The organism is Gemmatimonadota bacterium, from assembly GCA_016714015.1.
GTDB lineage: Bacteria > Gemmatimonadota > Gemmatimonadetes > Gemmatimonadales > Gemmatimonadaceae > Pseudogemmatithrix.
This window is the reverse complement of record JADJNZ010000008.1, coordinates 68,879-88,073: the sequence shown is the minus strand read 5'-3', so window position 1 is coordinate 88,073 and position 19,195 is coordinate 68,879. Positions and strand designations below refer to the sequence as shown.

Below are 19,195 nucleotides of genomic sequence, written 5' to 3'. Positions count from 1 at the left end.
AGAGGGGAGGAAGTACCCGGTCGCGAGGAGCGCGACCGCCGCAAGCACGAACCAGCGTGAACGGGCCGTCATGATCGCCTCAGTTGGTGCCGCGGGCCTGCGCGCCGCGGCGGGTGTTCGCGGTGAGGGCCACCGTCGAGCCGGCCGGCGAGACCCGGACGTAGCCCTGCATCTCCTGGTGCAGCGCCGAGCAGAAGTCGGTGCAGTACATCGGATAGACGCCCGGCTTCCTCGGGATCCAGCGGAGCGTGCGGGTCTCACCCGGCATGATCAGCAGCTCCGAGGTGTTGGCGCCGAGGATCGCGAAGCCGTGCGGCACGTCCCAGTCCTGCTCGAGGTTCGTGACATGGACGAGCACCGTGTCGCCGACCTGCACGCCCTCGATGTTGTCCGGGGCGAAGTGCGAGCGGATGGCGGTCATGCGGACGTGCACCACGCGGCCCGCGCGCTCGACGCCCGTCTCGCGCTCGCTGCGCGACACCATCGGGTGCCGGTTCTCGGCGAGCTTGTAGAACTTGACCTGCCGGTCGACGACCTTCTTCGCGTCGATCGCGTTCGCGTAGTGCGGCTCACCCTGGGTCGGGAAGTCGAGCAGGAGCTTCATCTTCTCGCCGGTGATGTCGTAGAGCTGTGCCGACTGCGTGAGCTCCGGACCAGTCGGGAGATAGCGATCCTTCGTGATCTTGTTCATGGCGAGGACGTAGCGACCATACGGGTGTCGGGTCGCGCCGCCGGGGATCATCAGGTGACCGACCGAGTAGAAGGTCGGCGCGCGGTCGACGACCTGGCGCGTCTCGACGTTCCACTTCACGACCTCGGACGAGATGAACATCGAGGTGTACGCGAAGCCCTTGCCGTCGAACTCGGTGTGGAGGGGGCCGAGACCCGGCTCCTGCACCTCACCGGCGAGGGTGCTCTCGTACTTGAGCACCGGGATCCCCTCGAGCTCGCCCTCGAACTGCCGGTCGGCGATCGCCTTGAGCATCTTCGTGGCCGAATGGACCGGAATCACCGTGGCGAGCTTGCCGCCCGCTACGATGTACTCGCCGGTCGGGTCGACGTCGGCGCCATGCGGCGACTTCGGCGTCGGGAGGAAGTAGATCGAGCCCGGGCAGGCCGCGGCCTGGATCTGCAGCACGCTCGTCATCCGCTCCGAGCGCGCGATGCGGCTGAACTCGTCGAAGATGTTGTGCCGGTACTCGGCCGGCGCCCGGACGCCCTTCCCCGCCTTGGCGCAGGCTTCGGCCGCTCGGTAGTTCACGGCCGCGATGTAGTCCTTGTCGTTCTGCGAGGCGTTCACCTCGAGCAACGTGTTCGCCTGCTCCGAGTTGTAGGAGGTGAAGAACATCCACCCGTCGGACGGGCCCTTGCCGGCGCGGGCGAGGTCGTAGTTGAAGCCCGGCACGATGAGTTGGAAGGCGATGTCCATCTTCCCCGGCTGGTCGGCCGTGATGAAGGAGATCTGGCCCTTGAAGAACTTCTTGTACTCGTCGATCGGCACGTCGCGGTTGGGGACCGGGATCGAGAAGCGCGTCGACGAGACGATGTACTCGGTGTTGCCGGTCACGAACGGCGAGGCGTGGTTGCCGCCGGCGTTCGGGATCTCGAGGATCTCGGTCGTCTCGAAGGTCGTGAGGTCGATGCGCGCGACACGGGGGGTGTTGTTGCCGTTGACGAAGATCCAGCGGCCGTCATCGTCGCCCTGGGTCTGCGAGAGCGCGGTGTGGTGGAGATCGTCCCACGGCACGAAGCCGTAGGAGGTCTCGAGCATCGCCTTCGTCTCCTCGTTGTAGCCATAGCCGTTCTCGGCGTGCTGCGAGAAGACGGGGATGGTGCGGAGAAGGCGACCGGAGGGGAGGCCGTAGACGCCGAGCTGGCCGCCGAAGCCGCCCGAGAGGAAGGCGTAGAGCTCGTCCTTCTCGCCGGGCGCGACGTAGACGCGCTGGGCCATCTCGGCCGTGCCGGCGAGCGAGCCGGAGCCGCGGCCCGCGCAGGCGTAGCCAAGGCCGAGCACGGTGAGGGCACCGGCACCGAAGAGGAGGCGGGATCGCGTGAGGAAGGACATGGGAACCTCGGGACCAGCGGGGGACGGTTCGGCGCTCGGCCGGCCCAGGGGGTACTTGCCCCGGACGAACAAAAGATGCAGATTATCTGCACCTTAACAAGTCGGATATCTTTCGGATGACCCGTCAGGGAAATCCCTCCCGCCCCTCGCCCGATGCGACTCACGCGCTACACCGACAACGCGCTCCGTGCCCTCATCTATATCGGATTGCACGACGCGGCCCCATCACGCATCACGGACATCGCCCGTCGCATGGGAATGTCCGAGGACCACACGGCGAAGGTGATCGCCCGCCTGGCCGAGCTCGGCTTCGTCACGACGCTCCGCGGCCGCCTCGGTGGCGTGAAGCTCGCGCGGCCGGCCGCCGAGATCAACATCGGCGAGGTCGTGCGCGCGACGGAGGACAACCTGAACCTCGTCGAGTGCTTCGACGCGGAGCACAACCAGTGCCCGATCGCCCCCGCCTGCGCGCTCGCCCCGGCGCTGGATGAGGCGCTGACCGCCTTCCTCGCCGTGCTCGACCGCTACACGCTCGCCCAGCTCACCGACAAGCCCCGCGGGCTGCAACGCCTCCTCATCGCCTGACGCGCGTCCGCCCAGGGGCGGCGCGGGTCCACACCGGGTTGCCCCTATGGACTGGTTCGTTCGCGCCTTCCTCAAGTCCAGCCTCGTCTGGTTCTCGCTCGCAGTTGGCCTCGCGCTCGCGATGGCCGTGTTCCCCCTGTTGACGATCTACCGCGCCGCGCACCTCCACCTCGCGCTCCTTGGCTTCGTCACCCAGATGATCTACGGCGTCGCGCTCCACGTCGTGCCGCGGTTCTTCGGGCAGCCGCTACTGCATTCCCGGATGGCCGAGGTACAGTTCTGGACGGCGCAGGCAGGCCTCGTGCTCCTCACCACCGGATTCGTCGCCCGCGTGAACGGGTGGCCGCTCGCCGCAGGCGCGATCGCGGTCGGCGGGCTCGCGTCGGCAGTGGGGGCATTCTGCTTCGTCGTGAACCTCTGGCGCACGATGGACGCGAGCCCGATGCGCGCGGTGCAGGCCCGCGGTGGGCGTCCGCTCGCCACGTTGCCACAGGCGGATGCGCACTGACGCGCATCCGCAGCGCACCGATCATCCCTGCCGCGTCACACCCTCGGCGAAGTCATACCGGAGACCGACGCGCTCGAGGAGCGCGACGAGCCGCCGCAGCCCGAGTCCCATGACGCTGAAGTAGTCGCCCTCGATCCGCTCGACGATCGTCGCCCCGAACCCCTGGATGCCGTACGCGCCGGCCTTGTCCATCGGTTCGCGCGTCGCGACGTACTCGGCGACCTCCTCCGCCGTGAGCGTGCGGAAGGTAACCTGCACCTCCTCCACCGCGCTCTCGGTGCGACCGTCGCGCGCGACGGCCATCGCCGTATAGACGGTGTGGGTGCGCCCAGAGAGCCGCGCGAGGGTGGCCCGCGCCTCCGCCGCGTCGCGGGGCTTGCCAAGGATATCGCCGTCGAGGACGACGATCGTGTCCGCGGCGATCACGACCGCCTCCGGGTGCTGCGAGGCCAGCACGTGCGCCTTCGCACGCGCGAGCCGTTCGCAGTGCGGCACCGGGGCCTCGTCGGGCATCACCGACTCGTCGATGTCGGCCGGCCGCACCTCGTGCGCGATGCCGACGAGGGTGAGCAGCTCCCGGCGGCGCGGGGACTGCGACGCGAGGATGACGCGCACCGGATGGTGCACCGTGCCCGCGTCCGGATGCGCGGTCATGCGCGCTCCAGCCAGAGGGTGACGGGGCCGTCGTTCACGAGGTCCACCTCCATCATCGCCCCGAACTCGCCCGTCTCGACCGTGAGGCCTCGCTCGCGCAGGAGCCGCACGAACCCCTCGTAGAGCGGGATCGCGACCTCCGGACGCGCGGCGTCCACGAAGCTCGGGCGGCGGCCCTTCTCCGCGTCGCCATACAGCGCGAACTGGCTGACCACGATCACCGCCCCGCCGACCTCGGAGAGTCCGAGGTTCATCTTCCCCTCGGCGTCGGTGAACAGCCGCAGGCCGGCGACCTTGTCCGCCATCCACGTGCACTGCGCGAGCGTGTCGGTGTGGGTGTAGCCCACGAGCAGGCAGAACCCCGCGCCGATGCGTCCCGTCACTCGCCGGTCGACGCGGACCTCGGCGCGCGAGACTCGCTGGAGGAGCACCCGCATCTAGCGCGCCTCCGCGCGCGCCCAGTCCCACCCCTCGAGACCGCGTGCGTTCACCGCCTTCACCGCGACGCGCCACCCCGGCCTGAGCGCCGCGATCGTCGCGCGCGGCGCTGTGACCGTCGTCGTGAAGCGCATCGGCGCCTCGGTGGGGCCGTACCGCACGAGGTAGCGCGTCACTCCCTTCTCGCGCGCCGGGGTCCAGGTGACGGCGGTGCCGGTGACCGAGAGCCCGGTCAACCGCGACGGGCTGGACGCGAGCAGCATGATCGTCGCGACCGTCGTCCGCGAGGTCTCGGCGAGCTGCTGATGGTCGATCGTCTCGAGCACGTCGTGCGGCATGTGATAGTGCGGGTTCCCGAGGATCGGGTACGACCCGATCCCGCCCACGATGTCGCCCCAGGCATCGTAGAGCGCGTTGGCGTCGGTGTTCTTGTAGTAGAACGCGTCGTAGGTGATGAGCCGCGAGAACTGGATGGCCGCGGCGTGCTGGATGTCGCGGATGCCCGGATTCGAGTAGCGGATCGTGTTGTCCATCCGCTGGTCGTTCGCCCATCCCATCATGTCGTTGTTGAGCGCGCCGACCACCGTGATGGAGTCCTTCATGCGCCGCCCGAACTCGCGTGCGCCGCGCAGGCCCGCCTCCTCGCCGGTGAAGGCGACGAACATAAGCGTCGTCGGCTGCGGCCGCGTCGCCAGCACCCGCGCGGCCTCGAGGATCATCGCCGTGCCGCTCGTGTTGTCATCGGCGCCCGGTCCCTCGGCGCGCGAGTCGAAGTGGGCGCCGATGACGTAGACGAGTTCGGGGTTCACCGTGCCAGGGATCACCGCGACGACGTTGGCGACGTCGAGCTCGGTGGTCGCGACGGTGCGGAACGGCTGCAGCTCCGCCTTGAGGCCGAAGCCCCGGTACGTCTCGAGCAGCCAGTCCACGGCACGCCGGTTCCCCGGCTGCGTGATGTGCTTCGAGTCGAAGCCGAAGAGCGCCTTCTCGTACGCGTAGATGCGGTTCACATCCACCGCCTCGGTCGCGGCGCGGACGGAAGTGGCGATGGGCGCGAAGAGACGGCGGCCGTTCGCCCGCAGCGTGTCCTCGGCGGCGCGCATCGCGTCCACACGGGCCACGAGGTCATCGCGCGTGACCGGCGTCGCGAGGTCCGTGAGGTAGAGGTGGCGGTGCGGCGTCACGGTATCGCCATCGCGCTCGGAGACGATCGCGATCCGCATCCCGTCCGGCGAGGGCACCCACTCGTACTCCGGCGCGACGGTGCGCACGGTGTTGTTGTGAAAGAGCCGCGTGCGCGTGCCCGCGGCGAGATCGTAGAGGTGGGAGCGGCGGTGTCGCGGTTCGCCGATCAGGCCGAGGAGGCGAGTGGGCGAGAGGAACTGCGGCAGGACGTCGTGCTGGATCTCGCGCGTGACGCGCGTCGGCTCCGCCCCTTCCATCGTCGGCGCGGTCATGAGCTCCCAGTCCTCGCGGAGCATCGTCTGCCAGGCGATCCGTGAGCCATCGGGCGCGATCGCGAGCCCCTGCACGGGGGTCGTGCTCAGGAGGACCGTCGTCGGCGCGTCGGTCCCGCGCTGCGCGAGGATGCGCGTGCGCGCCCCGTCCGCGACCAGCCACGCAACGGTGGACCCATCAGCGGAGAGCACAGGCGACGTGCCGGCGATCCGCGGACCGACCGTCGGCTCCGAGCCCGTCGAGAGCAGCGCGAACGCATCCGAGCGCCCACCGGCGGCGAACCCCGGCACCGTGCGCGCGAACGCGCCGCGCCGGCCGAGGAGGACCAGCGCGCGCTGGCCGTTCGCGGACCGGAGGATGTCGACCGGCTGCCCCTCGGGGAGGGCGAGCGTGCGCCACGCGCGCTCCGCTCCATCGAGGACGAGCAGCCGGAGCGCGGCGAGCGAATCCCCGGACGTCCCGGTGATCATCGCGAGCTGGAGCGACGCGCGGCCGATCAGCGTGACCGCCGCGACCGCGCCGGCATCCACCGGGATGCGCTCCGGTGCAGACCCGTCGAGGCGGATCCACGCGATCGCGGCGGTCGGATTCTCCCGCGTCTGGATCCAGGCCGCGGCGCGACCATCGGGTGCGAAGGTGAGCGCGCGGGCATCGGCGTCGACGCTGACCGTGCGGCGGCCCGCCTCGACGCGAACGACCGTCGTCCTTGTTCGCGCCGCCGGGCCGTACTCGTAGGCGAGGTGCCTGCCATCCGGTGCCCAACGCGGTGCGCGCGCATCCTGGGCCACTTCGACGGTCTGCCACCGCTCGCCGGTGAGCTCAGCGATGCGGTCGTGATACGTCGCGGCGTCGTCCGACGCCAGCACGGCGCGGAGATCTGCGAGCGCCTCGGGGTAACGCCCCGCCTCCCACGCGAAGTAGGCGCGGTCCCAGCGCTCCGCATTGGTGACGGGGGCCGGGCGGGCCGCGCGGACGGCGGGCGCCTGGGCGAGGAGCGCGGCCGGGAGGAGCAGGAGCGCGAAGAGGCGTCGCATGGGCGGGCGGGTGACGGGAACGCGAAGGGCGGGCCCGCCGCAGCGGACCCGCCCTCCAAGATAGCCTCGGCGGCCGCTTACTCCACCGTCACCGACTTGGCGAGGTTGCGCGGCATGTCGACGTTCGCGCCGCGCTTCACCGCGATGTAGTACGCGAGGAGCTGGAGCGGCACGCTGGCGAGCACCGGCGTCAGCATGTCGATCGTCTCAGGCACACGGAATTCGTAGTCCATGAGTCCGTGCAGCGCGGGTTCATCGCGGCTCGTGATGACGATCGTCTTGCCGTGCCGCGCCTTCACCTCCTGGATGTTCGAGACGACCTTCTCGAACACCGCATCGTGCGGGGCGATGAACACCACGGGCATCGATTCGTCGATGAGGGCGATCGGCCCATGCTTCATCTCGGCCGCCGGATACCCCTCGGCGTGGATGTAGCTGATCTCCTTGAGCTTGAGGGCGCCCTCGAGCGCGGCCGGGAAGTTGTACCCGCGACCGAGGTAGAGGAAGTTGTGCGCGTCCTTGAACTGCTCGGCGATCAGCTCGATCTCGGCGGCCCGGTCGAGGATGCTCTGGATCTGCTTGGGCAGGTCGGCGAGCGCCTGCGCGATCTCGCGGCCGCGCATCACCGAGAGCGTGCGCTTGCGGCCGAGCTTGAGGGCGAAGAGCGCAAGCGCCGCGACCTGGCTCGTGAAGGCCTTGGTCGAGGCGACGCCGATCTCGGGGCCGGCGTGCAGATAGATCCCGCCGTCGTCCTCACGGGCGATGGTCGACCCGACGACGTTCACGAGCCCGAGCGTCCGCGCGCCGCGGCGCTTCGCCTCGCGCATCGCGGCGAGCGTGTCGGCCGTCTCGCCCGACTGCGAGATCACGATGCAGAGCGTGCGCGGCGTGACGATCGGGTTGCGATAGCGGAACTCCGAGGCGTACTCGACCTCGCACGGGATCCGCGCGAAATCCTCGATCATCATCTCGCCGATGAGCGCCGAGTGCCAGCTGGTGCCGCAGGCCGTGATGATCACCTGGTCGATGTTCATCAGCTGCTCGTGCGACAGGTTGATGCCGCCGAGCTTGCTGGTGCCGTCCTCGAGGATCAGGCGGCCGCGCATCGTGTTCTCGATGGTGTGCGGCTGCTCGAAGATCTCCTTGAGCATGAAGTGGTCGTACCCGCCGCGCTCGATCGCCGCGAGATCCCACTCGATCCGCTCCACCGAGCGCCGGATGGGCGACGCGTTGATGTCCATCACGCGGTAGCCGTCGGGCGTCAGCACGGCGAGGTCGCCATCGTCGAGGTACACGACCTCGCGGGTGTGCGCGAGGATGGCCGAGGCGTCGGAGGCAAGGAAGTACTCGCCATCCCCGATGCCGATGAGCAGCGGGCTTCCCTTGCGGGCGGCGACGATCTTCTCGGGGTCACGGCTGGACACGACGGCGATGCCGAACGTGCCGTCGACCTTGCGCAGCGCGCCGATCACCGCCTCCTCGAGCGAGCCCTCGTAGAGCTCCTGCACCAGATGCGCGATGGTCTCGGTGTCGGTGTCCGAGCGGAACGTGTGTCCCAGCGCGATGAGCTGCTTCCGCAGCACGTCGGCGTTCTCGATGATGCCGTTGTGCACGACCGCGACCGATTCGTCGGTGCTCAGGTGCGGATGCGCATTGCGCTCCGTCGGCGGCCCATGCGTCGCCCAGCGGGTATGTGCGATGCCGACCTTGCCCGTCACCGGGTCGGCGACGAGGGCCCCTTCGAGCTTGGCGATCTTCCCCGCCGCGCGGCGCGTCTCGAGCGACTCGCCATCGAACACGGCGACGCCCGCGGAGTCATAGCCGCGGTACTCGAGCCGCTTGAGGCCGGCGACGAGGATGGGAGTGGCCTGCTTGGGGCCGATGTAGCCGACGATGCCGCACATAATCGAGAAAGGATGAAGGATGGAGGACGAAGGATGACGCCGAGGGGCTGCCTTCAGCCTCGACCGCCGCCTTTCGTCCGGGTCCCGCTCACGCCAGCTTCGCCAACAGTTCACGCCCGCGTTCGACCAGCGCCCTCGCCGCGTCGAGCGTCGGCGCCTCGGCGATCACGCGCACGATCGGTTCGGTGCCCGACGGCCGCACATGCACCCAGCGGTCCGTCCAGCCGAGCCGGAGTCCGTCCTGCGTGTCCGCCTCGGCGTCCGGGAAGGCCGCCGTCAGCGCACCGTAGACGGCGTCCAACGGCTTGGCCGGGCGGTCCAACTTGTCCTTGATGATCGCGTACCTCGGGAACCGCCCGACGATCTTCGACAGGGACTCCCCATCCTCATGGAGCAGTTGCAAGAGCAGTGCCACCCCGAGCGGTGCATCGCGGCCCAGATGGAGTTCCGGCAGGATCACCCCGCCGTTCCCCTCGCCGCCGATCACGGCCCCCTCCTGCCGCATCCGAAGCGCCACATTGACCTCGCCGACCGGGGCCCGGATGACCCGCGCCCCCCCCTCGGCCGCCATGTCATCGACGATCCGGGAGGTGGAAAGATTCGTGACGACCGGACCGGTCCGATGTCGCAGCACGACACGTGTGGCGAGCGCGAGCGTGTAGTCCTCGCCGATCGCGGTGCCCGCGTCCGAGACCAGGGCGAGGCGGTCGACGTCCGGGTCGGTCGCGAACCCGATGTCCGCCCCCGTCTGCCGTACCAGTCGCTCGAGCGCGCCGAGGTTCTCCGCCACGGGCTCCGGCGGGCGCGGGAAGCGCCCGTCCGGTTCGAGCTCGATCGCGTGCACCTCGCAGCCCAGGAGCTCCAGGAGGCGGGGGATGACGGCCCCGCCCGCCCCACGACAGGCATCGAACGCGACCTTGAACTTCCTTCGACGGATCCCCTCGATGTCGAGGAAGGGCAACGCCAGTACCTGGTCCAGATGCCGCGCGATCGCGTCGCCGTCGAAGCGCGTCACGCCCATCCGGTCGTACGTCGCGTACGGGATGCCCTGCTCCACCAGCGCGCGCATCTCCGCCCCCTGCGCAGCGCTCAGGAACAGCCCGTCAGGCCCGATGAACTTCAGGGCGTTCCACTCGATCGGATTGTGACTCGCCGTGATCCCGAGTCCGCCGGCCGCATGGTGGTGCTCCACCGCGAGCTGCAGCGTCGGGGTCGTGGTGAGCCCGATGTCGATCACGTCGGCACCGACGCTTTCGAGGGCGGCGCGGGTGACGGCATGAAAGAGCGGTCCGGTCACGCGGCTGTCTCGGCCGAGGACGATCGCCCTGGAACCTCCCTTGGCGATGGCCCAGGCCCCGAACGCGGCGGCGTAACGAGCGACGACCTCGGGCGTGAGCCCGAAGCCGACGCGTCCCCGGATACCGGAGACGCTGATCATGAGGCGGGGGTCTGTCATGCGCGGAAGCTAGAGGGTGTGACGACGGGTTCAAGGCGTGGCGCGCGACCCGCAGCAAGAGGACCCCGGATGTGTGCGCCACGTCACGTTTATGTTTCGGGGACATCCTTCAGCCTCCCTCGCGTGGATCTCCTCACCCTTCGCGCGGCCGCCGGCGGCGGGTCGATCGACGGTCGATCGGCCACGAGTCTCGTCGCCGCCGGCTTCACGCTGCTCCAGCGGAGCCCCGTGCTCGTGCGCGCGCTCGCGGGCAGGCGCGCCGGGATCCTCCTTCCCACGTCGCCTCAGTTCCTCGTCGCGCTCGCGGCGTCGGACGGCCGGGGAGCGGTGCTCGTCAATCCCCTCGCGGCGCCGAGCGAGATCGCTGACCAATGCGCGGACGCGGCGGTTGGCGCGATCCTCACGCTCTCCGCCTTCGCGTCGCGCGTCCCGCCGGGGATGGTCACGGTACTGCTCGACGACGCGCCGGCCACCGCCACTGTCGTCGCACCCGACGGCACGGCCACGCGCATCGACCTCGGTTCGCACTTCGGCCTCGAGGTCGAGGGTGACGCCGAAGCGCCCGGTCGCGACGAGGAGTGCGCCATCGTCTATACCTCCGGCATGGCCGGTCGCGCGCTCGGCGCGATCCTCACGCACCGCAACCTCATCACCAACGCGCGCGCGGCGGTGCAGGCGGCGGCCTTCACCCCGGGGTCGCACCTCCTCGCGGTGCTGCCCTTCTCGCACCTCTTCGGCCTCACGGTCTCCGGCATCGCGCCACTGCTCGCCGGGGCGCGCGTCTCGACGATGGCGCGCTTCAATCCCATCACCGCGGTGGACCGCATCGTCACCGACGGGATCACCGCGATCGTCGGCGTCCCGGCGATCTTCTCGGCGATGCTCACGGCCATCGAGCGCCGCGGCGGCATCGCGATGCCGAGCCTGACGCTCTCCATCTGCGGCGGGGCGCCCCTCGATCCCGCGTTGCAGGCGCGCTGGACCGAGGTCACCGGCGTGGAGCTGCGCCAGGGATACGGCCTGACCGAAGCCTCGCCGGTCGCGCTCTTCAATCGCATCGACCGACCCAACGCGCGCGGGACGCTCGGGCTCCCCTTCCCCGGCGTGCAGGTGAGCGTCCGCGATCCCGATACCGGCGCCACCCTCCCGGTGGGCGATGAGGGGGAGCTCTGCATCGCGGGGGAGACCGTCTTCCGCGGCTATGTCTCGGGCGGCGCGGACGGACTCGCCATGCGAGACGGCTGGCTGCGCACGGGGGATCTCGGCCGAGCGCGCGCGGACGGGACCTTCGAGTTCCGCGGACTGCTCAAGCCGATGTTCACCCGCAACGGGTTCAACGTCTACCCGCGCGAGGTCGAGCGGGTGCTCGGGGGGATGCCCGGCGTGGAGTCGGTGCGCGCCTTCGGCGTACCCGATGCCGCGAGCGAGCACGAGGTCGCCGTGGAGATCGTCGGCACGGTCGGCGAGGCCGAGGTGAAGGTCTTCGCCGAGGCGCACCTCTCGGCCTACAAGCGGCCGTCGCGGATCACCATCCACTCGAGGAGATGAGAGCGTGCGTTACGGCGTCCTGATCGGACTCGTGGCCCTCGGTGTCTTCGAGGCCGCGAACGTCTGGTTCATCATGCCGCTCCCGGGTGCGCAGCGGATGCGCAGTCTGGAGCTCGCCTACCAGCTCCACACCTGGCGCTGGATCGTCCGCGGGCTCGCGGTGGCCTTCGTCGTCGTCGGCGCGCGCTCGGACTGGCGTCACGGCCGGGTCGCGCGGGTCGCGATGGGGCTCGGCGCGCTCGCGGTCACGGCGATGGCCTACGCTTTCAATTTCGTGATGGCCGCCGATGCGATGTTCAAGCAGCCGACCGTCGTGGTGATGGCGGGGGCCGCCGAGAATCGCGTGGAGATGGACCGCCTCGTGGTGGGCATCGAGGTCGACGGCGAGGCACGCGCCTACCCGTTGCAGTTCATCGGGTACCACCACCAGGTCCGCGATTCGGTCGCCGGACGCGAGATCCTCGTCACCTACTGCACCGTCTGTCGCACGGGCCGGGTCTTCGACCCGCGCCTCGCGGGGCAGGTCGAGCATTTCCGGCTCGTCGGCATGGATCACTTCAACGCCATGCTGGAGGACGAGACGACCGGGAGCTGGTGGCGGCAGGCCAACGGCGAGGCGGTGACCGGTCCCCTCCGAGGGACGACGCTCGAGGAACTGCCGAGCCGGCAGGTGACGTTGCGCCAGTGGCTCGCCCTCCACCCGACGAGCCGCATCATGCAGGGCGATCCCGCCTTCACTGCGGAGTACGCGCAGGACTTCGCCTTCGAGCGCGGCACGAGCCGCAGTCGGCTCACCGGCACCGACCCGCGCTCGTGGGAGGAGAAGTCCTGGGTGGTCGGTATCCGCGTCGGTGGTGCGACGCGCGCGTACGACTGGAACCGGCTGCTCCGCGAGCGGGCGATCAACGACACCCTCGGCGGTCGCCCGATCGTCGTCGCCGTCGCGGCGGACAGCGCGAGCTTCTTCGCGTTCGTTCGCCCCGATACCGCGACCCGGTACTCCGTCGCCGACGATTCGCTGCGCACCAGGGGCTCGGCCGTCGCGTTCAGCGGGAGGGGCCCGACGGGGACGCTCGAGTCCCTCGTCGCGAGCCAGGAGTTCTGGCACAGCTGGCGCACGTTCAATCCCGGCACCACGCGGCACTAGGGACGCCCTTCCGCCTGCTCCCTTCTCCCTTCTCCCTTCTCCCTTCTCCCTTCTGCCGTAGATTCCCCCCATGACCAAGATCCTCCCCGACGAGCACGGCGGCGGCTTCTCCACCCGCGCGATCCACGCCGGCCAGCGCCCCGACCCCACTTCCGGCGCGATCATGCCGCCGATCTACCAGACCTCGACCTATGCGCAGGAAGCGCTCGGGGTCAACAAGGGGTACGAGTACGCGCGCGGGAAGAACCCCACGCGCGAGTGCCTCGAGCGGAACATCGCGGCGCTCGAGGGCGCGCAGCATGGCTTCGCCTTCTCGTCCGGGATGGGATGCGTCGATTCCATCATGAAGCTCTTCCGTTCGGGTGACCACGTCGTCGTCGGGTCGAACGTCTACGGCGGCACCTACCGCCTCTTCGACAAGATCCTGCAGAACTTCGGGATGCAGTTCTCGTGGGTCGACACGCGTGACCCGCAGCGCATCGCCGACGCCCTGCGGCCGAACACGCGGGCGGTGATGCTCGAGACGCCGACCAATCCGTTGATGCAGCTCACGGACCTCGCCGCGGCGGCCGAGATCGCCAGGCGGCATGGCGCACTCACGATCGTCGACAACACCTTCGCCACCCCGTACTTCCAGAACCCGCTCCAGCTCGGCGCCGACATCGTCTGGCACTCGAGCACCAAGTACCTGAACGGGCACTCGGACATCATCGGCGGCGTCGCCGCCCTGAACGACGACGAGCTCGCCAAGCGACTCCAGTTCAACCTCAACTCGGCCGGTGCCGTCCCCGGGCCGATGGACTCGTGGCTCACGCTGCGCGGCACGAAGACGCTCGCACTCCGCATGCGGCAGCATGACGCCAACGGGCGCGCGATCTCGAGCTGGCTCGCCAACCGCGTGGGCGAGACCCACGTCTTCTATCCCGGGCTCGCCACGCACCCGCAGCACGAGCTCGCGAAGCGGCAGATGCGCGGCTTCGGCGGGATGGTCTCGGTCGAGACCGGGTCGAAGGAGAACGCGAACAAGGTCGTGAGTCGCGTTCGGATCTTCACGCTCGCCGAGTCCCTCGGTGGCGTCGAGTCGCTGGTCTGCCAGCCGGCCGGCATGACGCATGCCTCCGTCGAGCCCGCCCGTCGCCTCGAGATCGGCATCACCGACGGCCTGATCCGCTTCTCCTGCGGCGTCGAGGATGTCGAGGACCTGATCGCGGACCTGGAGCAGGCGTTCCAAGGGCTCTAGCGGCGGGACGGGACCTTCTTCCTTCCCCCTTCCGCCTCGGTCCTGCTGCTGCCGACACTCCCGCCCGCCTCCGGCCGTAGGTAGCACGACCCTCCACAGGAGCCTCCGATGGCCCGTACCATCCTGACCGACATCTCCTCCCTCTCGTGGGAGCATCCCGCGGACCGCGCCGCGCTCAATGCCCTGCGCGCCATCCCGGGGTTCCAGACCGTCGTCAACAAGGCGGCGAGCGTCTTCGGCGAGCGCGGCATCCGGCACCTCTTCACGGCGAATGCCGTCCGCGTCGGCCCGACCCAGCGCCCGGATCTCGATGCGCTCTGGACCGAGGTGCTCCAGGCCCTCGACTGGCCCACGCGGCCCCAGCTCTACGTCACGCAGACGCCGCAGTTGAACGCCGGTGCCGTCGGGTTCGGCGACCCGTTCGTCGTGATCAACTCGGCGGCGATCGAGCACCTCAACCGTGACGAGTTGCGCGTCCTCCTCGCGCACGAGCTCGGGCACATCATGAGCGGGCACGTCACGTACCGGACGATGGCGCAGCTCATCCTGATCTTCGGCATCGGCAACCTCCCGTTCCTCGCCGGGATCGCCCTCCTGCCGTTCCAGATGGCGCTCCTCGAGTGGTACCGGAAGAGCGAGCTCTCGTGCGACCGCGCCTCCTTGCTCGGCGTGCAGGACCCCGACGTGGTGCTCACCACCTTCATGAAGCTCGCCGGCGGTCGTGAGTTCGGCGACCGACTCGACCTCGCCGCGTTCAAGGAGCAGGCCAAGGAATACGAGACCGACGGCTCGGCCTGGGACACGCTCCTCAAGGCCCTCAACACCGCCTTCCAGGCGCACCCGTTCTTCACCGTCCGTGCCGGCGAGCTGCAGCGCTGGGTCGAGTCGGGTGCCTACGCTCGCGCGCTGGCCGGCGACTACAAGCGCCGCGCCGACGTGAAGCCGGGCGAGAACCTCGGCGCCGACATGAAGGAGGCGTCGACCTACTACGCCGACCAGGCCAAGGCCGCCGCGTCGAAGGTGACCGACTCCCTCGGCCGCGCGCGCAGCGCGTTCACCGACGCCTTCAAGGGCGGAGCGCGATGAGGATCCTCGTCGTCGGCGGCGGAGGCCGGGAGCACGCACTCGCCTGGAAGCTCCGCCGCGACGACCCGTCGTGCGAGATCATCGCCGCCCCGGGCAATCCCGGGATCGCGGCACTCGGCCGGTGCGTGAACATCGCGGCGACCGACATCAACGGCCTCCTGACGCTCGCCCGCACCGAGCGGGTCGACTTCACCGTCGTCGGTCCCGAGGCACCGCTCGAACTCGGCATCGTGGACCGCTTCCGCAACGAGGGCCGCGCGATCTTCGGCCCCACGGCGCTCGCGGCGCGCATCGAGACGTCCAAGCGGTTCGCGAAGGAACTCATGATGCGGGCGCACGTGCCGACCGCCAGTGCGCGCACCTTCACCGACGCGGCGGCCGCCAAGGCGCAGGCGCGCCATCTTGGCGCGCCGGTCGTCATCAAGGCCTCCGGCATCGCCGCCGGCAAGGGCGTGATCGTGGCGATGACGCTCGCGGAGGCCGAGACCGCGATCGACGCGATGCTCGTCGAGAACGCCTTCGGCGCCGCAGGCGCGGAAGTCCTCGTCGAGGAGTTCATGGAGGGCGAGGAGCTCTCGCTCTTCGCCCTGACCGACGGGACGCACGTGCTCCCGTTCCTCGCCGCGCAGGACCACAAGCGCATCGGCGAAGGCGATACCGGTCCGAACACCGGCGGCATGGGCGCCTACGCCCCGGTCGCGGTCTCCACTGCCGCCGTCCAGCGTGAGGCCGTGCAGAAGGTGTTCCAGCCGACGCTCCGCGCCATGCGCGAGGCCGGCTGCCCATTCACCGGCCTGCTCTATGCGGGCCTCATGCTCACCAGGGACGGTCCGCGCGTCGTCGAGTTCAATTGCCGCTTCGGCGATCCGGAGACGCAGGCGCTCCTCCCGCTCATGGCCTCGAGCCTCCTCGAGCCGATGCGCGCCATCGCCGAGCGGCGTTCTCTCGAGTCCTTCGGGCCGATCACCTGGCACGCTGGCGCGTCGGTGACCACCGTCGTCGCGGCCGGGGGATACCCGGGCACCATCGCGACTGGCGATGCGATCACCCTGCCCGACGACACGAGTGACGTCACCGTCTTCCACGCCGGGACCAAGGGACTCGCCGATGGCCGCCTGGTCACGAGTGGCGGGCGGGTCGTCGCGGTCACCGCGCTCGCCCCGAGCATCGCCGAGGCGCAGCGTCGGAGCGCCGAGGTGGCAGCGCAGGTGCGCTTCGAAGGGGCGCAGTTCCGCCGCGACATCGGCTGGCGCGAACTCGCACGTGCCTGAACTCCCGGAGACGGAGACGATCGCGCGGGACCTCGACGGCGCCCTCCGCGGCGCCGTCGTGCGTTCAGTGACGGTCGTGCGCCGGGACGTGCTGCGCGGCCCCGCCCTCCCACCGCCGGGCGCCCGCATTCTCGGCGTGCACCGGCGCGCGAAGAGCGTGGTGCTCGACTTCGGTCCCGCCGGCCGGATGGTGGTCACGCCACGCTTCACCGGCGCGCTCCTGATCGACGGTACGCCCGACGAGGCCTACACCTGTGTGCGGGTCGCCCTCGCGGATGGCCGCACACTCCGCTACCACGACGTCCGCCGTCTCGGGACGGTCGCCCTCCTGGACGCGTCCGCCTTCGCCGCCTGGGATGCCAGCCTCGGACCCGAGCCGCTTGACCCGACCCTCTCCGTCGAGCGATTTTCGGGAATCATTCGGGGGTCGTCGCGCGCCGTGAAGAGCATCCTGATGGACCAGAAGCGACTGACCGGCGTGGGGAACATCTACGCCAATGAGGCCCTCTGGCGTGCCAGCATTCGGCCCAGCCGACGGGGGCGCGCGGTGACGCGTGCAGCATGCGCGAGCCTCTTTCACGAACTCCGCACGGTACTCGAGGAGTCGATCGCCCTCCGCGGGACGACCTTTCGCGACTACCGAGACGCGTTCGGCGGTCGCGGCGGATTCGCGGCTCGACTCCGGGCCTACGGCCGCGCTGGCGAGCCGTGCGCGCGATGCCACACGCCGCTCGTCGCCTCGCACGCCATCGAGGGTCGGCAGTCGGTGTGGTGCCCGGAGTGCCAGCGATGAGCCCGCGTCGACGACGGCGCCGCGGACCCCTCGCTCCGCCGAAGGACGTCGAGATGCGGATCGACAACATGCTCGCGCTGGTGAAGGACGGCGCGCGCGACGTCCCCGGCGTGTATCGCATGACCTCGGCGGACGGCGAGGTGATCTACGTCGGCAAGTCGAAGGCGCTGCGCACACGACTGCTCAGCTACTTCCGTGCGTCCTACCCCAAGGACAAGGGCGCGCGCATTCTCCGCGAGGCGGCGACCCTCGAGTGGGAGCCGCAGCCGAACGAGTTCGCGGCCCTGCTCCGCGAGCTCCGCCTCATCAAGCAACTGCGGCCGCGATACAACGTCATGATGAAGCGCGATGCGCGGTACCATGCGTTCGTGCGCGTCTCGCGCGGACCCGCGCCGCGCTTTCACGTGGTGCGCGGGGCCGGCACCGACGAGACAGGGACCTACTATGGCCCCTTCCGCGGCGCGCTGCAGCTGGAGGAGGCCCTTCGCGAACTCAACGATGTCCTCGGCCTCCGAGACTGTCGGCTCGACCAGCCGATGGTCTTCGCCGACCAGCCCGACCTCCTCCCCCTGCCCTCGCGCACGCCCGGCTGCATCCGCCACGAGATCGGGAAGTGCCTCGGCCCCTGCATCGGCGCGGTCCGCGAGGACGAGTACCTCGACCGTTTCCGGGCCGCCAGGGAGTTCCTCGAGGGCAAGCATGATGCGCCGCTCGCGCCGTTGCGCGCGCAGATGGAGGCCTCGAGCGACGCGCTCGACTTCGAGCGCGCGGCGACGATGCGCGACAAGATCCGCCGATTGGAGTCGCTCCAGGAGCAGTTCGGTCGCATCCGGTTCGCACTCGAATCATTGTCGTTCACCTACACGGTGACGGGCGAGCGACCGGAGGACGCGCGCGCCTACGTGGTGCGCCGCGGTCGCGTCCGGCACGAGGGGCCGGCGCCCCGCACGGCCGCTGAGCGGCGTGCCTTCGAAGGGTGCATCGCCGAGATCCTGGCGCCCGTCGAACGCGCGCCCGCGACCGTGCCGGGGCACGAAGTGGACGAGGTGCTGCTCGTCGCCGCCTGGTTCAAGAAGCATCCGAAGGAGTTGAAGCGGACCACGCCCTTCGACGCGGACACTGCGGCGAGGAGTGCGTGAGCACCCCCCGCTCGACGCGCGCGCCGTACCGCTATGCCGAGCGTCCTCCGACCACGGCGATCGCGCCGTGGGTGCTGTCGCTCTGGTCATTCCAGGCGGACGCGACGCCCCCCGCCGACGAACCGTACACCGTCTGGCCCGACGGCTGCGCGTCGATCGCGTTGGCGCGCGACGCGGAGGGAGCTCGTCAGCTCGGCATCGGTCCGCGACTGACCGCGATGCGGCCGCCGGTCACGGCCGGTCTGCGGCTCTGGGGAGTCCGCCTCTGGCCGGATGCGATCACGGCCGTGCTGGGTATCCCCGCACGGCCGTTCCGCGACCGGATCGACGTCGCATCACCCGCGATCTCGGCGCGACTGGGCGACCTCGACTCGACGATCCCCCGGACGGACGACGTCGATCGCGGGCTGCGCGTCCTCAACGAGTGGCTCGTCGAGCGCTTGACCGATTGCCCGACCCCCGATCCCCGGATCCGCGCGGCGGTCCGTGCGATCGTCGCCGCGCGAGGCGAGGTCTCGATGTCCGACGTCGCGCGTGCCGCCAATGTGGGACTGCGACACCTCCAGCGCCGGTTCCCGGACGCCACCGGACTCACGCTACGGGAGTACGCCCGGGTCAGGCGCCTGCGCGAGGCGCTCGCGCGCCGTCTCGCCGACGGGAGCGAAGGCTGGTCCCGTGTCGCCGCGGAGACGGGCTTCGTCGACCAGGCACACCTCACCCGCGAGTTCGTCGCGCTCACGGGTGCGACGCCCCGCCACGCGAGCCGCCGCCTGGACGCGACACAGCACGACACCGTGACGCCATAGCGCGCCCGCGGCGCGAGTCGCGCACGCATGCCCGCGATCCGGCGGATCGAGCACCCCGTACGA

16 protein-coding genes are annotated in these 19,195 nt (G+C 70.1%); 10 read left to right on the top strand and 6 right to left on the bottom strand.

Annotated features, from left to right (window positions below; genetic code table 11):
• Positions 1-79: 79 nt before the first annotated feature.
• Complete coding sequence (nosZ, locus tag IPJ78_16305) at positions 80-2,065, bottom strand: Sec-dependent nitrous-oxide reductase (protein ID MBK7908109.1); 1,986 nt, start codon at positions 2,063-2,065, stop codon at positions 80-82.
• A gap of 153 nt (positions 2,066-2,218) precedes the next feature.
• On the opposite strand from nosZ, the gene IPJ78_16300 reads away from it, so the two are divergent.
• Positions 2,219-2,650: an Rrf2 family transcriptional regulator gene (locus tag IPJ78_16300; protein MBK7908108.1), complete on the top strand. Its 432-nt coding sequence runs from the start codon at positions 2,219-2,221 to the stop codon at positions 2,648-2,650.
• Positions 2,651-2,696: 46 nt separating this feature from the next.
• Positions 2,697-3,158, top strand: coding sequence for a cbb3-type cytochrome c oxidase subunit I (locus IPJ78_16295; GenBank protein MBK7908107.1), 462 nt, complete (start codon positions 2,697-2,699; stop codon positions 3,156-3,158).
• A gap of 21 nt (positions 3,159-3,179) precedes the next feature.
• Here the strand turns inward: IPJ78_16295 and maf are convergent, their stop codons facing one another.
• From maf to glmM, 5 genes are all read right to left on the bottom strand, one after another.
• On the bottom strand, positions 3,180-3,812 hold the full coding sequence (maf, locus tag IPJ78_16290; protein MBK7908106.1) for a septum formation inhibitor Maf: 633 nt from the start codon (positions 3,810-3,812) through the stop codon (positions 3,180-3,182).
• Positions 3,809-4,249, bottom strand: coding sequence for a D-tyrosyl-tRNA(Tyr) deacylase (locus IPJ78_16285; GenBank protein ID MBK7908105.1), 441 nt, complete (start codon positions 4,247-4,249; stop codon positions 3,809-3,811). Before IPJ78_16285 ends, maf begins: the two co-directional genes overlap by 4 nt.
• A complete protein-coding gene (locus IPJ78_16280; GenBank protein ID MBK7908104.1) occupies positions 4,250-6,742 on the bottom strand; it encodes a M20/M25/M40 family metallo-hydrolase in 2,493 nt (830 codons plus the stop codon).
• A 77-nt stretch (positions 6,743-6,819) separates the two neighbouring features.
• The gene (gene glmS / locus IPJ78_16275) at positions 6,820-8,646 is read right to left on the bottom strand and encodes a glutamine--fructose-6-phosphate transaminase (isomerizing) (GenBank protein ID MBK7908103.1); all 1,827 of its coding nucleotides are present in this window, start codon (positions 8,644-8,646) and stop codon (positions 6,820-6,822) included.
• Positions 8,647-8,734: 88 nt separating this feature from the next.
• Positions 8,735-10,102, bottom strand: a complete 1,368-nt coding sequence (glmM, locus tag IPJ78_16270; protein ID MBK7908102.1) for a phosphoglucosamine mutase — start codon at positions 10,100-10,102, stop codon at positions 8,735-8,737.
• Positions 10,103-10,225: 123 nt separating this feature from the next.
• Between glmM and IPJ78_16265 the strand changes: the two genes are divergently transcribed.
• From IPJ78_16265 to IPJ78_16230, 8 genes are all read left to right on the top strand, one after another.
• Positions 10,226-11,650: an AMP-binding protein gene (locus tag IPJ78_16265; protein MBK7908101.1), complete on the top strand. Its 1,425-nt coding sequence runs from the start codon at positions 10,226-10,228 to the stop codon at positions 11,648-11,650.
• A 73-nt stretch (positions 11,651-11,723) separates the two neighbouring features.
• On the top strand, positions 11,724-12,797 hold the full coding sequence (locus IPJ78_16260) for a DUF3179 domain-containing protein (GenBank protein MBK7908100.1): 1,074 nt from the start codon (positions 11,724-11,726) through the stop codon (positions 12,795-12,797).
• Positions 12,798-12,867: 70 nt separating this feature from the next.
• Entirely contained in the window at positions 12,868-14,037 is a 1,170-nt protein-coding gene (locus IPJ78_16255) for a cystathionine gamma-synthase (GenBank protein ID MBK7908099.1), read from the top strand.
• A 108-nt stretch (positions 14,038-14,145) separates the two neighbouring features.
• Positions 14,146-15,123, top strand: a complete 978-nt coding sequence (locus IPJ78_16250) for a M48 family metallopeptidase (GenBank protein ID MBK7908098.1) — start codon at positions 14,146-14,148, stop codon at positions 15,121-15,123.
• Entirely contained in the window at positions 15,120-16,394 is a 1,275-nt protein-coding gene (gene purD / locus IPJ78_16245) for a phosphoribosylamine--glycine ligase (protein MBK7908097.1), read from the top strand. The genes IPJ78_16250 and purD overlap by 4 nt, the downstream gene beginning before the upstream one ends.
• A complete protein-coding gene (mutM, locus tag IPJ78_16240) occupies positions 16,387-17,187 on the top strand; it encodes a bifunctional DNA-formamidopyrimidine glycosylase/DNA-(apurinic or apyrimidinic site) lyase (protein ID MBK7908096.1) in 801 nt (266 codons plus the stop codon). The genes purD and mutM overlap by 8 nt, the downstream gene beginning before the upstream one ends.
• Positions 17,184-18,326, top strand: coding sequence for a GIY-YIG nuclease family protein (locus IPJ78_16235; GenBank protein MBK7908095.1), 1,143 nt, complete (start codon positions 17,184-17,186; stop codon positions 18,324-18,326). The genes mutM and IPJ78_16235 overlap by 4 nt, the downstream gene beginning before the upstream one ends.
• Positions 18,323-19,132, top strand: a complete 810-nt coding sequence (locus IPJ78_16230; protein ID MBK7908094.1) for an AraC family transcriptional regulator — start codon at positions 18,323-18,325, stop codon at positions 19,130-19,132. The genes IPJ78_16235 and IPJ78_16230 overlap by 4 nt, the downstream gene beginning before the upstream one ends.
• Positions 19,133-19,195: the final 63 nt, after the last annotated feature.